General features: G+C 63.3%; 13 protein-coding genes. 6 read left to right on the forward strand and 7 right to left on the reverse strand.

Features of this window, described 5'->3' with window-relative positions:
- Positions 1–71 precede the first annotated feature (71 nt).
- The 3 genes from MUG98_RS23575 (at position 72) to MUG98_RS23585 (ending at position 2,345) form a co-directional block, all read left to right on the forward strand.
- Positions 72–794 (forward strand): EthD domain-containing protein, encoded by a 723-nt coding sequence (locus MUG98_RS23575; protein ID WP_265109839.1) that lies wholly within the window; start codon positions 72–74, stop codon positions 792–794.
- A 5-nt stretch (positions 795–799) separates the two neighbouring features.
- A complete protein-coding gene (locus MUG98_RS23580; RefSeq protein WP_265109840.1) occupies positions 800–1,393 on the forward strand; it encodes an HD domain-containing protein in 594 nt (197 codons plus the stop codon).
- A gap of 184 nt (positions 1,394–1,577) precedes the next feature.
- Positions 1,578–2,345: an IclR family transcriptional regulator gene (locus tag MUG98_RS23585; RefSeq protein ID WP_265109841.1), complete on the forward strand. Its 768-nt coding sequence runs from the start codon at positions 1,578–1,580 to the stop codon at positions 2,343–2,345.
- Positions 2,346–2,670: 325 nt separating this feature from the next.
- Here the strand turns inward: MUG98_RS23585 and MUG98_RS23590 are convergent, their stop codons facing one another.
- The 5 genes from MUG98_RS23590 to MUG98_RS23610 all read right to left on the reverse strand — a co-directional run bounded on the left by MUG98_RS23590 (position 2,671) and on the right by MUG98_RS23610 (position 7,280).
- On the reverse strand, positions 2,671–3,540 hold the full coding sequence (locus MUG98_RS23590; protein WP_265109842.1) for an amidohydrolase family protein: 870 nt from the start codon (positions 3,538–3,540) through the stop codon (positions 2,671–2,673).
- Positions 3,541–3,614: 74 nt separating this feature from the next.
- A complete protein-coding gene (locus MUG98_RS23595) occupies positions 3,615–3,809 on the reverse strand; it encodes a DUF8027 family protein (protein ID WP_265109843.1) in 195 nt (64 codons plus the stop codon).
- A 573-nt stretch (positions 3,810–4,382) separates the two neighbouring features.
- Positions 4,383–5,189: an enoyl-CoA hydratase/isomerase family protein gene (locus MUG98_RS23600; RefSeq protein ID WP_265109844.1), complete on the reverse strand. Its 807-nt coding sequence runs from the start codon at positions 5,187–5,189 to the stop codon at positions 4,383–4,385.
- Positions 5,182–6,072 (reverse strand): 3-hydroxyacyl-CoA dehydrogenase family protein, encoded by an 891-nt coding sequence (locus tag MUG98_RS23605; protein WP_265109845.1) that lies wholly within the window; start codon positions 6,070–6,072, stop codon positions 5,182–5,184. The genes MUG98_RS23600 and MUG98_RS23605 overlap by 8 nt, the downstream gene beginning before the upstream one ends.
- Positions 6,073–6,140: 68 nt before the next feature.
- Positions 6,141–7,280 (reverse strand): acyl-CoA dehydrogenase family protein, encoded by a 1,140-nt coding sequence (locus MUG98_RS23610; RefSeq protein ID WP_265109846.1) that lies wholly within the window; start codon positions 7,278–7,280, stop codon positions 6,141–6,143.
- Between the two features lie 382 nt (positions 7,281–7,662).
- Between MUG98_RS23610 and MUG98_RS23615 the strand changes: the two genes are divergently transcribed.
- Together MUG98_RS23615 and MUG98_RS23620 are read left to right on the forward strand one after the other, a co-directional pair.
- The gene (locus MUG98_RS23615) at positions 7,663–8,826 is read left to right on the forward strand and encodes an acyl-CoA dehydrogenase family protein (protein WP_265109847.1); all 1,164 of its coding nucleotides are present in this window, start codon (positions 7,663–7,665) and stop codon (positions 8,824–8,826) included.
- Between the two features lie 329 nt (positions 8,827–9,155).
- On the forward strand, positions 9,156–9,920 hold the full coding sequence (locus MUG98_RS23620; RefSeq protein WP_425601066.1) for an IclR family transcriptional regulator: 765 nt from the start codon (positions 9,156–9,158) through the stop codon (positions 9,918–9,920).
- Positions 9,921–10,231: 311 nt separating this feature from the next.
- Here the strand turns inward: MUG98_RS23620 and MUG98_RS23625 are convergent, their stop codons facing one another.
- Together MUG98_RS23625 and rdfA are read right to left on the reverse strand one after the other, a co-directional pair.
- A complete protein-coding gene (locus MUG98_RS23625; RefSeq protein WP_265109848.1) occupies positions 10,232–12,196 on the reverse strand; it encodes an archaea-specific SMC-related protein in 1,965 nt (654 codons plus the stop codon).
- A gap of 68 nt (positions 12,197–12,264) precedes the next feature.
- Positions 12,265–12,897, reverse strand: coding sequence for a rod-determining factor RdfA (gene rdfA, locus MUG98_RS23630; protein ID WP_265109849.1), 633 nt, complete (start codon positions 12,895–12,897; stop codon positions 12,265–12,267).
- Positions 12,898–13,685: 788 nt separating this feature from the next.
- Between rdfA and MUG98_RS23635 the strand changes: the two genes are divergently transcribed.
- Entirely contained in the window at positions 13,686–14,051 is a 366-nt protein-coding gene (locus MUG98_RS23635; RefSeq protein ID WP_265109850.1) for a DUF3006 domain-containing protein, read from the forward strand.
- The last annotated feature ends 30 nt before the right edge of the window (positions 14,052–14,081 follow it).

Below are 14,081 nucleotides of genomic sequence, written 5' to 3' on the forward strand. Positions count from 1 at the left end.
GTACCGATCTCCCCACGCGAACTGGTCACCGGCCTCATAATTTATTGTAGTGTGTGGAAAAGTCAGTCGTGATGTACAAGCACATCGCTCTCCTGGTCCGCCAGGAGGGGCTATCCCACGAGGAGTTCGTCGACTACTGGCAGACCGAGCACACGCCGATCGCCCGCGAGATCGAGGGCGTCGTTCGCTACCAGCAGGTACTCCCGACGGAACCGGCACACGCGGAGTTCGACGGGCTGGCGGAACTGTACTTCGAGGACCTCGAGGACCTGCACGACGCCCTCGGAAGCCCCGGTTCGCGCGACTACGATCCCGCGAAGGAGATCGCTGCGAAGGCCCGCGAGGACGTGGACAACTTCCTCGCGATCGAGGAACGGCCGCGATTCATCGGCGAGGAGATCGTCCAGAAAGACGAGGTCGACGGCGAGACGGACGGCCTGTACAAGCACTCGGCGTTTCTCGTCCGCCAGGACGGGATGACCCACGAGGAGTTCGTCGACTACTGGCAGACGAACCACACGCCGATCGCCCGCGAGATCGAGGGCGTCGTGAAGTACAACACGGTGATTCCGACCGATCCGGAGCACGCGGAGTTCGACGGCGTCGCCGAACTGTACTTCGAGGACCTCGAGAAACTCTACGACGCGCTCGGCAGCGAGGGCTCGCGCGACTACGATCCGGACAGAGGGAAGGCCAGAGAAGCCCGCGAGGACGTCGACAACTTCCTCGCGATCGACGAACGGCCCCGGTTCATCGGTCGGGAACGGCTCGTCAAAACCGCGGCCGAGCGCTGATCGAGATGTCCGACATCGATTTCGACGAGCAGGTTCGCGACGCCTTTCCGGAACTCGAGCACATCGAGAGCGACGACCTCCGCGATCGCGTCGTCGAGGCGTGGACGCTCGGTCTGGAGCGCGGCGGGTGGCGAGACGTCGCGGACATTCCGTACGCGTGGAACATCCACGAGGTCACGAACGTCGAGCACGTTCGCGGCGTCACCCGGATCGCGCTCGACGCGGCGGACGAACAGCGATCGTTCCACGGCGCGGATCCCGACACCGACACCGTCGTCGCCGCGTGTCTCTTGCACGACGTCGGCAAGTGCTACGAGTATCCCGACCACGTCGACGGCGACCTGCTCGACGAACCCGACCCGCGGTACGTCAGCGAGGAGATCCCCCACTCCATCTCCGGCTACGCGCTCGCCCACGAGGTCGGCTGTCCGCTCGCCGTCCAGCGGGCGATCCCCCACTTCATCGGCGAAGTTCCGACGCGAACGCTCGAGGCCGAACTCGTCAAGAGCGCCAACTCGGCGTCGTCGAACGCGATCACACAAGCGACGATGGGAATCACGTTACAGGAGTGGGTCGAGGAGTACTCCCAGACCTCGTGAACGACGCGGACCGCTGTCCGGACTGCTCGCCGCATCGTTCCCGGTTCGCTTTCTCCCTCGATCGCGACGTCGACGTTCACCGCCGCGATCGGCTCGTCACCTCGTTCGAATTATTCGAACGACTTGCATATCCGTTCGAATAGCGGGAACAAGGTTTTTGTCGATTCGGGACGAGCACCGGACCATGGCACGCGACTCGGCACACAGGCCCGTCGAAACCGTCGAGACCGCCTTCGACGTCGTCGAGTTCCTCAAACGCAACGACGGCGCGGGGATCACCGAAATCGCCGACGAACTTGGGCTGGCGAAGAGTACCGTCCACCGACACGTGAAGACGCTCGAGTCCCGGGGCTTGCTCGTCCAGGAGGGCGACGCGTACCGGATCAGCACCTGGTTTCTCGACTACGGCGTTCACGTCCGCAACGAGCACACGCTGTTCCCGGTCGTCAAACCGAAAGTGGACGAACTGGCCGCGGAAACCGACGAAAAGGTCTGGGCCGTGATCGAGGAACACGGCGTGGGCGTCCACATCTACGGAGCGGAGGGCCGCCACTCGGTCAAGACGCACGCCCGAATCGGTCAGCGGACGTATCTCCACCAGTTCGCCGCGGGCAAGGCAATCCTGGCGCACCTCCCCGACGAACGGATCGACGAAATCCTCGACGACTACGGCCTCGCCACGCAGACCGCCCGGACGATCACCGATCGGGACGAACTGCGCGAGGAACTCGCGACGATTCGAGACCGGGGGTACGCGTTCAATCGAGAGGAGTCCGTCGTCGGCGTTCACGCGGTCGGAGCGCCGATCCGGAACCAGTCGGGGACCGCCATCGGCGCGATCAGTATCGCGGGCCCGGCCAACCGACTGCGCGGCGACCTGTTGATCGAGGAGTTCCCCGACCTCCTGCTCGGTGCGACCAACGAAGTCGAGATCAATCTCGCACACTCCTGAGATCCTCGCCACGGACGCTGTTCGAGTAATTCGAACGAACGACGTGCGGGATTCACGATCGAAACGTCGCTCTCTCGTTCGGAGCCGCTAGCTGGATCCCGTCCCTGTTCGTCGCTTTCGCACGCTCTATCGGGTTGCATCGGCCGGTTCGGGTTCAGTCGATAGACGGGAACGTCGTCACGCGAATGGTGCGGGTTCGAGCCCATTGTATTACGTTCGTATGGCTGTAATCACTTGGCGGCCGCGAGAGCACTGTCGTTCGAGTAGTTCGAACACCGGCCGGTTCGACGTCGACCCGTCGGCGAGCGAGACGATCGACGGCCCGTTACAGTCCGAGAAACTCCTCGGCGTTCTCCCAGAGGATCTTGCGCTGGATCTCCTCGTCGAAGTCGAGTTCGGCGAACTGTTCGAGCCACGGTTTCGGTTCGAGCATCGGATAATCCGTACCGAACATGACCTTGTCCGAGAGCAGCGATTTCGCGTAGTGAAGCACCTGATCGTCGATGTACCGGGGCATCCAGCCCGAGAGGTCCATGTAGACGTTGCCCTTCTGCTGGCAGATCGCGAGTTGCTCTTTCTCCCAGGGGTAGGCCGGATGCGCGATGAGGATCTGCAGGTCGGGGTGGTCGGCGGCCACGTCGTCGATCAGCATCGGATTGCCGTACTTGATCTTCAGTCCGCGGCCACCCGGCGAGCAGGCTCCGAGCGTGGAGTTTCCGCCGTGGAACACGACCGGCACGCCGAGATCCTCGATCGTCGACCAGAGGGCCTCGTGTTCGGGCGCGGACGGATCGAACCCCTGGGCGATCTGCTGGAACTTGAACCCGGAGAGGTCGAGGTCCTCGACGCAGCGGATCGCCTCCGCGACGCAGTCGTCCTTGAGCGGATCGACGGAGCCAAAGCCCACGAAGAAGTCGTCGTACTCGTCGCGTACCTCGGCGACGTAGTCGTTCGGCACCGGCGGATTCCCCGTGTTCGTCTCCGCGTCCCACCCGAGCAGGACGGCTCGATCGACGCCGGCGTCACGGTACTCCGCGATCATGTTGTCGTACGTGTCCGTCTCGAGGTCGGCACCGAACCGATCGGCCGCGTCCTGCATCATTTCGCCACCAGCGTCGTGGAGGAATTCGCTGGTCGGTTGATGTGCGTGGGTGTCGATCGCGCGCGGCTCGTCGAGTACGTCGGGCAAACCCATACCGTACGCGAGGTCGCGACGCTATATGTATTTTTTCTCACGTCCGGGACGGGATCGGATTGCGCCCGCGGGGATCACTCGATCGACTCCGATCGCTGGTCGAGCAGTCGTTCGATCTCCGCCTCGTCGAGCACGTCGACCAGCGCGGCGTCGTCGTGCTGGTAGGCCTCCCACTGATCGTCGGTCAACGCGTCTTCGAGTTCGTCGGCGTCGACTACCGCTTCCAGCGCGTCGTCGAGGTCGTCCGGGTCGTAGCCGGGAATCGGCATAGGCGGTGCTACGTCGGTCGCATCCTTATACCTCACAGGTGATTGGTGGTCAGATGGTACTTCACAGGTGGTCAGGTGGCGGGATTCGGAACACCGACGGGAATCCGTACAGTCGTCGCTGACCACGACCGCGTCGCGTCGGTCGTCCGGTACGCCGATCTCGATCGGCGATCCGAAACGATTACTCTCAGTACGATAGTATTGACACGTTTCGAATATTTACTCCATTCCGTTTCCGTTCGTGCGATTTATCAGGCCTCTGTTCGGCGTTACGTTCGCCCTCGGGACGGTAACCTCTTTCCATACTCGAAGAGAACTCTATCTCGAGTCATCTACTAGTAGTTGGCGTTGTTTCATCGAAAATCCTGGCATCGGAACTGTTCCAATAACGAGATTTTATGGGAAATACAGCACGATCGTTGGATAATATCGGAAACATCGATCATCACTCATATTGGGGAAAACATCATAATACAGTAATATATGGCAGCACGACGTGCCGCGAGACGAGTCTCGTCCAGCCGTCGGCCCGATCGGTCGATCGAGACCCAAATCGAGGGTATCGTGAGGCCGTCACTCGCCGGTAAATTCCGGGTCGCGCCCCTCGAGGAAGGCCTCGATCCCCTCGTCCTTGTCCGCGGTCGCGAACAGCTGGACGAACAGTTCGGACTCGTATTCGAGACCCTCTTCGAGTCCCATCCGGGACCCGGCCTTGATAGCGTTCTTGGCGAACTCGAGTGCGATCGGGCTCTTCTCGGCCATCGAACTCGCGAGGTCGTAGACGCCGTCGTCGAGGTCGTCTTCATCGTAGACCGCGTCGACGAGGCCGATCTCCTTCGCTTCCGCGGCGTCGATCAGTTCGCCGGAGAGGATCAGCCGCATCGCCTGCCCCTCGCCGACGAGGCGGGCGAGTCGCTGGGTGCCGCCGCCGCCCGGGATCAGCCCGAGGTTGATCTCCGGCTGTCCGAGTTTCGCGCCGGCCGCGGCGATCCGGACGTCACAGGCCTGCGCGAGTTCACAGCCGCCGCCGAGCGCGTGGCCGTTGATCCGGGCGATGACCGGAATCGTCGCGTCGTCGACGGTCTCGTAGACCCGCGGCCGCTCGCTGGCCCGGCGCTGTTCGACGGGGCCGCGGTCCTGGAACTCGGTCACGTCGGCCCCCGCGACGAACGCGCCCGATCCCTCGCCGCCGGTGAGCACGAGCACGCGCACGTCGTCGTCCTCGTCGGCGGCGTTCACGGCGTCTTTCAGTTCCGCCCGGACCTGCCCGTTGAGCGCGTTCCGGGCGTCCGGTCGCTCGATCGCGATCGTCGCGACCCGATCGGCGTGCTCGCCGACCTCGACGGAGAGCACGTCGTACTCGTCTTCGAGATCACTCATCGACACCACCCCAGTCGCCGCTCGTGCCGACGCGCTCGCCGTCCTCCCAGACGTAGAACCCCTCGCCGGTCTTCTTCCCGAGATTGCCCGCCCGGACCTTGCGGCGAAGTGCTTGCGGCGGCTTGAACCGTTCGCCCAGTTCCTCGCGGAGGTGTTCGGCGATGTGCAAGCGCACGTCCAGTCCGACGTGATCCGTGAGTTCGATCGGCCCCATCGGGTGGCCGTAGCCGAGCGTCATCGCCTCGTCGATGTCCGCCGGGCTGGCGACGCCCTCCTCGACCATCCGGATCGCCTCGAGTCCGGTCGCGAGACCGAGCCGCGAGGTGGCGAAGCCGGCGCTGTCGCGGACGACGACGTCCTCCTTCTCGATGTCGCGGACGTAGTCGATCGCGAACGCCTCGGTCCGCTCGTCGGTCTGTTCGGCGATTACGATCTCGACGAGGTCCATCACGTGCGGCGGGTTGAAGAAGTGGAGGCCGACGGCGCGCTCGGGCCGATCGAGCGCGCTCGCCATCTCCGTCACGGACAGCGAGGAGGTGTTCGACGCGATCACCGTCTCGTCGCCCGCGGCGTCCTCGACGTCCGAGAAGACGTCTTTCTTCAGGTCCATCTCCTCGGGCACGGCCTCGATCACGAGGTCGGCGTCGGCGACGGCGCGCTCGAGGTCGGTCGTCCCCTCGATTCGATCGAGGGTCGTCTCCATCTCGCGTTCGGTCACCTTGTTCCGATCGACGCCGCCCTGCAGGTTCTCGCGAATTCCTTCGAGGCCGTCGTCGACCAACTCCTCCTCGACGTCCCGCAGGACGACCTCGTGGCCCGCCATCGCGGACACCTGAGCGATTCCGTGTCCCATGCTCCCGGCGCCAAGGACTGCGATTTGCATGTGTGGATCCACTCCGGTGCGTCTCAAAAACGTTCCCATTCCGATACTCCGGCCCCCTCGACGCCCGACTACAGGAGCCGATCGGCGATGATGTTCTTCTGGATCTCGCTGGTGCCCTCGTAGATCTTCGTGATGCGGGCGTCGCGGTAGTAGCGTTCGGCCGGGTAGTCGGTGACGTAGCCCGACCCGCCGTGGACCTGGATCGCCTCGTCGGCGACGTCGACCGCGTGCTCGCTCGCGAACAGCTTCGCCATGCTCGAGAACTGCGCGGCGGTCTCCTGGTTCCCCTCCTCGACCTGGGTCGCGGCCCGGTAGGTCAGCGATCGGGCGGCCTCGACGTTGGTCGCCATCTCGGCGAGTTTGTGCTGGATCGCCTGAAACTCGGCGATCGGCTGGTCGAACTGTTCGCGCTCCTGTGCATACGCGAGCGCGGAATCGAGCGCGCCCTGTGCGGCACCGACGGCCTGGGCGGCGACGCTGGTGCGCCCGGAGGCGAAGAACTCCATCAACTGGTAGAAGCCCTGGTCGACCTCGCCGATGACGTTCGCTTCGGGAACGCGGACGTCGTCGAGGATGACCTCCGCGAGGTCGGAGGCGCGAATCCCGAGTTTGTTGTCGATCTTCTCGGTCGTGACGCCCTCGGTGTCCATCGGGACGAGGAACGCGGTGATGCCGCGGTGGCCCTCTCCGGGGCTGGTCTTGGCCATCACGACGCCGACGTCGGCGACGGTGCCGTTCGTGATCCACATCTTGGTGCCGTTGAGCACGTACTCGTCGCCGTCCTCGTCGGCTACTGTCTCGATTCCCGCCACGTTCGAGCCGTGGGCTGGCTCGGAGATCATGGAACAGGAGGCGGACTCGCCGTTGGCGATCTTCGGGAGCCACTCCTCTTTCATCCACTCGTCGCCGAACTCGACGATCATGTCCGTCCCGAAGCCGGCGCTGCCGACCGCGGAACCGATCCCCGGGTCTGCACGCCAGAGTTCTTCGGTGACGATCGTCGAGGCGAGTTTGTCCATTCCGGCCCCGTCGTACTCGATCGGGATGTTCGGCGCGACGAAGTCGTATTCGGCCGCCTCCTTCCGGATCGCTTCGGGGTATTTGCCCTCCTGGTCGTGTTCCGCCGCCACCGGAACGATCTCGTTCTCGCCGAACTCGCGAACGGCGTCGCGGATCGCCCGGTGTTCGTCTGACAGGCGAAAGGCCATACGTGATGCTCAGCCGGGAGTTACAAAATAGCTTCGGTGTTTCCAAACGTTGCAAATCCCTTGGAAGAATACAGAATCAATGTTAACTATGGAAACTAATATCTGAATAATGTAAGGGCAGGGTAGGTGCAGCGCTCCTCGTCTCGACGCGATCAGCGGGCGAACCGATCGGGCGTCACTGACCGGGGCTGGACCGGGGATTCCGATCCGGTGGCAGCGTGCGGTGCCCGAACCGATCGCGCCGTTCGTCGGCCGCGCCGGGCGTTCTCTTCCTCTCCAGTCCGGTTCCCCGCGATAGTCTCATCCCTACCAGCGTCTCCGCGAACGACTCTCCGAGGGAAAGACCGCAATCTCTATACCGCCAATTCCGTACTACTAGCGTATGTTGGATTTCGTTCAACTCGAAGCCGATCTCGATCAGGAGGAACGGATGATCCGGGATACGGCCCGGGAGTTCGTCGAAGAGCACGTCAAACCCGACATCGGCGAACACTTCGAGGCCGGAACGTTCCCGAAAGAACTCATCCCGAAGATGGGAGGGCTCGGGTTCTACGCGCCGAATCTCGAGGGCTACGGCTCGCCGAACGTCTCGGAGACGGCCTACGGACTCCTGATGCAGGAACTCGAGGCGGGTGACTCGGGGCTGCGATCGATGGCGTCGGTCCAGGGGGCACTCGTCATGTACCCGATCCACGCCTATGGCAGCGAGGTCCAGAAGGAGAAGTGGCTCCCGAAACTCGGCGAGGGCGAGGCCGTCGGCTGTTTCGGTCTCACCGAACCGGAACACGGATCGAACCCCTCCGCGATGGAGACCCGCGCCGAACGCGACGGTGAGGGGTACGTGCTCAACGGCTCCAAGACGTGGATCACGAACGCGCCGATCGCCGACGTCGCCGTCGTCTGGGCGCGTGACCGCTCGGTCGAGGACGACCCGGTCCGGGGCTTCCTGGTCGAAACCGATCGGGACGGCGTCACGACGAACAAGATCACCGAGAAGCTCTCCCTGCGGGCGTCGATCACGGGCGAGATCGGTCTGAACGGCGTCTACGTCCCCGAGGAGAACGTCCTCCCCGGCGTCTCGGGCATGAAGGGGCCGCTCTCCTGTCTCACGCAGGCGCGATACGGCATCGCGTGGGGTGCGGTCGGCGCTGCACGGGACGCGTTCGAGGAGGCCCGCCGGTACGCCCAGGATCGCGAGCAATTCGGCGGCCCGATCGGCCGGTTCCAGCTTCAACAGGAGAAACTCGCGGAGATGGCGACCCAGATCACGCTCGCGCAGTTGCTGGCCTACCGGCTCGCGGAACTCAAGGAGCGCGGTGAGATGCGGCCACAGCACGTCTCGATGGCGAAGCGGAACAACGTGCGAATGGCCCGCGAGCAGACGAAGGTCGCCCGCGAGATGCTCGGCGGAAACGGTATCACGACGGACTACTCGCCGATGCGCCACATGGCGAACATGGAGACGGTCTACACCTACGAGGGGACCCACGACATCCACACGCTGATCCTCGGCGAGGACCTGACCGGACTCCAGGCCTACCAGTAGCGGACCCGCACACCGACGGGGCGCTCGTTTCAGCATCCGGGTCCGAGCAATCGGTTCGCGACGATCGTCACCTCCCCGTGCGGCGCGATCGCTGCGTACGGCCCGAACGGGGGCGATCTGAGTACGTACGCGGGCTACGCGGCTGCGACGTGGCCGATACCCGACACGGAAACCGGCGAAATCTGGAGTTCGATTCCTCGTCGAACACCGCCGTTTCGACCGGTAACACGGCCACGACACGATTGTTGCTCGTCGACGCGCGTTCCGCACAGCAGCGAACGCGTTTCACTATCCGGAACATTGATTGGGATTCCTCTCGACGTCCCGCTATGAGCATGGATCGAGATTCGGGGGACGAAACGGGGGTCGAGACGACCCGGAAGACGTTCGGAATCCTCGAAGCTCTCAAGGACGAGGAGGGACTCACGATCGCCGAACTCACGCGGCGGACGGAGTTGACGAAGAGCACCGTCTACCGCCACCTCTCGACGCTCACCGACATGGGATACGTGATCGAGCGTGACGGTGCGTACTACATCGGCCTGCGACTGCTCGAGATCGGTGAACAGACGCGAAACCGCGAAGCGGGATACAAGGCCGCGAAACGCAAAGTGTTCGAACTCGGCCAGGAGACCGACGAGCGGGCGCTGTTCCTGGTCGAGGAGGAATCCGAAGGCGTCTACCTCCACCGGTACGGCAGCCTCTCGGACACGATGATCGGGAAGCGTCGGCCCCTGCACTCGCTGGCCTCGGGAAAGGTCGTTCTCGCGGAGTGGGACGAGGACGAGGTCGATCGCTTCGTCGAGGAGAAAGGGCTCGAACGACACACGTCGCACACGATCACGGACGCGGACGCTCTCACCGACGAACTCGATCGGATCCGCGAACGGGGATACGCGGTCAACGACGAGGAGTACATGGACGGCCTCTGTGGGGTCGCGGTCCCGGTCTACACGCCGGACGACGACCTGCTCGGCGCGTTGGGGCTGTTCGGCCCCACGAGTCGGTTCAGGGACGAGTACGTCCACGACGACCTCGTCAATCGCCTGTGGGACAAGGCGGGCGAGATCAAGGTGACGCTCGCGTACGGCTGAACCGGGAGTTCGGATACCGAAACGCGGTCGCGTATCTCTCCGCGCCGATCCGGGGAGTGTTGGCGCGATTGCACGGCGAATCGTGGTGAATTTTGCCGCGCGAAGCACCGGTCGGCGCTGGCAGCGGTCCGCGCTCTCGGGACAGGGTGATCGAGACGGCGTTTCACCGATAGGTGTGTGCCGACCGGAAATCCCGTCCGAGGTATAGTCACCGATAGACCGAGGAGGACCCTTCCCAACGACGAGTTTCGAAACCAGCGTCAGACAGTTCGAAAAGTCAATCTCCCCCGTCAGGGGGAATACTCCGTCGCTCAGATCTCAGCGATCACGTCGTGTTCTCCCTCGATCGCCTGTGCGTCTTCCTCGAGCAGCGCCACGACGAGGAAGGGCGCGTACTCCTCGAAGTACTCGACGACGGTGGCGATCCGCGCGGAGTCGATCGCTTCGAGCGAGTCCAGGAGCATGAACGGGACCGTCTCGTAGACGTCGTGGACGAGATAGCCCGCGAGCGCGAACACCAGCCCCGTCACCTCCCGCTCGCTCTCGCTCAGGTGGTCGATCGAGTCCTCGTAGGCCGCTCCCGCGTCGGTACTGCGGACGATCTTCAGGTCGAACGTGGACTTCGAGACCTTGCGACGTCCCTCTCGTACCTCGCGGGTCGTCCGATCGATCCAGATCCGATCGAGGTTGTCGTACTCGAGCGTCTCGAGGAGGTTCGCCATGTGCTCGTTGAACGCCTCGACCGCGTCGGCCTCGATCCGATCGATGCGGGTTCGCAGGTCCGTCAGTGCCTCCCTGACGTCCTCCTGTTCCGCTTCGAGGCGGTTTCGCTCGTCGAGTTGGTCCTCGATCGACGCGATTTCGTCCTCGATCTCGTCGCGGTCGCGCTCTTTGCGCTCGAGTTCGAATTCGAGTTCGTTGACCGCCCGGTGTTGCTCGAGGACGTCGCCGTAATCCTCGGTCTCGAGGTCGTCGATCGTCTCCTCGAGGTCGTCGATTTCGTCGGTCAACGACTCGCGTTCGGCCGTCAGTTCGTCGATCCGGTCGCGTCGCCGCTCGATCTCGTCGTCGATCGATTCGAGGCGGCGCTTCGCCCGTCGGTACGCCGTCCGGTTCTCGTTGATCTCGTCGAGCGTCGTTCGCTTCTCGTCGAGTTCGGCGCTGACGTCGGATCGCTCCTCGAGGCGGTCCTGTCTGGCGGCCTGTAACTGTTCGATGGTGGTTTCGATCTGGTCCCGGGCGACCGTCGAACCACAGGTCCAGCAGGTGATCGAATCGGACTCGGCGTCGGGGAGCAACTGGTCGGTCACGGAGCCACCGTCGGTCTCCTCGCCACCGCCGAGGATCTCGGTGGACTCCTCCAGAAGCTGTTCGTTGAACTGGATGGTGCTTTGCAACTGTGAGATTTCCTCGCTGAGCTCGGCCTTTTCGTCCTGGAGGACGTCGATTTCGGCCTCGAGTCGGTCGACCTCCGTCTCTCCCCCGGTCGAGAGGTCGTCGAGTCGCTCCTCGACCTCCTCCCGTTCGGTCTCGAGCGCCTCGATACTCTCCCGTTCCGTTTCGACCCGGTCTCTGGTCCGCTCGAGTTCGGATCGCGTCTCTCGTAACTCGTCGAGTCTGTCCTCGAGTTCCGACTGGTCCGCGCGCCGCTCCTCGACGTCGACGTTCGCGTCCTCGAGGTCCGCCTGTGCCGTCTCGAGTTCCCCCTGGAGCCGTTCGATCTCGTCGATCACTCGCGTCCGTTTCGCCTCCAGGTCGGGTAGCCGGTTCTCGAGTTCGTCCAGTTGCGCGAGCCGATCGTCGATGTCCCGTTTCCGCTGCTCGTACTGTTCGATCTCGGCCGTGATCGCGTCCGTGTCGACCGGGCGCATGATCAGTTCCCGGAGGTCGTCCCCCCGAGCCACCGCCCGGCGCGCCTCGTTCGACTCGAGCAGGAACGCGAACAGGTCGGCGAGTTCCGGGTCGTCGAGGTACGGGTCGCCGTCGCTGACGACCGTTCCGCCTCCCCGCTGTAGCGATCGGTGGTACGTCTCGTCGCCGAACGAGAGCGTGGCTCCACCCTCGTCGGCGTCGGCTTTGAGACTCACCCGATCGCTGCCCAGCGCCGCCATGATGCCCTGTAGCAGCGACGTCCGGTTGGTTGCGTTTCGTCCCGAGAGAACGGTGATTCCCTGCTGGAACGTGACCTCCGTTTCGTCGATTCCGCCGATGTTGTCGACCGAAAGGGTTGCCCGTTCCGGCGTCCTCCGTTGTTCCGAATCCATACCAGTTTCCATGCGTGGTTATTTCGGTTCCTCCTAAATATGTATTGCCACTTTCAATCGCCGGGTCGGGCGCGGCTCACTTACGTTCGATCGCAGTCACAGGATCGTTCGTCGAGCAGTTCCCTGACCGTGTACTGTTGCTGGCACTCCTGGCAGGTTACCGTGACGGAGACGAGCACGTCGAAGTCGCCGATGTCGACGACGTCGTTGCGTTCGAGCTGCGCGATCGTATCTTCCGTCACCACTGCGGTCCGGTTCTGGAGCGCGCCGAGTTTCTCCGCGCCCCGTTCGAGCCGTTCCTCGTCGTCCGGTTCCTCGAGCGACGCCTCGAGACAGCCCGTCAGGTGGTTGTAGACGGTCTGGTGGGAGACGAAATCCGACTCGACGTCCTCGATCGGGACGCCCTCGCGCTCGAGTTCGTTCCGGGTCTGGACCCGCGTCCCGCTGGTGACGTCGTCGTCGGTGAGCAGCCGATACGTGTTCTCGACTTCGCCGTCCTTGAGCGCCACGCCGGCGTCGTCGAGTGCCGACTCGAGGACGCGCTGGTTCACCCGCGTCGCGAGTTCCCGCGTACTGTACTGTTCGTCGCCGGTCCCTGTCCAGGACGCGACGAGGTCGTCGTCGAGTCCCGAGAGGTCGTACTCCGTCGCGATTCGGCCGAGTTTGCAGCCACACGACTCGTCCGACGATCGGGATGTGGATGATTCGGTCACTGTCCTCCCGTTGGGTATCCGATCGCAAAAACGTACCGGAACGTTAACTGTTTACAGACATATGATTGTAACATATTTTCGTCGGCGATAGCGCCGCCGTTCCCATCCATCGCCGTGCTGCCGGCTTATTTCCTTCGCGATCCCGACGTCTCCGATCGCCTCACCGGTTCGATCGCATTCCTCTCCGATCGTCCGGGGTCCGTGATCGTGCGTCGCCCCTGTAGAGGGGCGCTCGAACACCGCCGACGATTATACCAAATTATATATGGTTCTCTAAACTAGACAGAAAACAAATAATTCTATGAGGGGGAACCGATCGTCAGATTCGTTTGCTAGTTTTCCCCCAGAAATTCGAAGATATCACCCTCGCTGGACCGGCTGACGTCGTAATTGTTGTACGAATATTCCGTAACTTCCCCAGATAACCGGACATTCGGCCTCGTTACGAGCGTCGATCTCTATTTTGTCGTCCAGCGATAGGGTACTGCGGAATCGTATTCGACCGTTTGATCGGCTCCGGTGGCGATTAGATCTCCAGTCGGGTCATACCAGTGTGACTCTCGCTTGGCTCCATTCGATCGTGGATCCGACGCCGATCGCTATACTCTCGACAGGTCTCCTTACCTCTCGTTTCTATAGGTATATCTCAAAACAGAGGAATTCCGGGGCTAGTCGAGTACGTCTCCTGATGCCCGGATCGTTCTATCACCCTCTCACTGGTACGATCGAACACTCGTCCCCGCCACACCGAACGCGTGTTTATACGTGATACCGCGGCCGGACGGGGCATGGCAGCCAACTTTAAACTGTCCCGACGCGGTCTCGTTCGAACACTCGGCACCGGTATCGGCGCGACGACCGTCGCCTCGACGAGCATCGGCGCACGGACGGGTTCCGACGCCGACGAATCGGCGGGCGCGGAGCGATACGTCGCCGTCGTCGATCGGATCGTCGACGACAGACACGTCGTGCTCCTGCTCGAGGCGGACGGCGAACTCGTCGATCAACACGTCGAACCGGCGTCGAAGCTGGCCGACGTCGAGGAGGGCGACGTTCTGCACGTCGTCATCAGGGACGGTGACCGCTGTACGTACCAGCACCTCCCGAACCGGTCCGGTGACCCTGCGGCTCCCGACTCCGGGCGGGACTCCTGACGACGTGGCGTCACCCGGTCCCCGGACGGA

It is taken from the genome of Halosolutus halophilus (genome assembly GCF_022869805.1).
In the GTDB taxonomy this organism is placed as follows: domain Archaea; phylum Halobacteriota; class Halobacteria; order Halobacteriales; family Natrialbaceae; genus Halosolutus; species Halosolutus halophilus.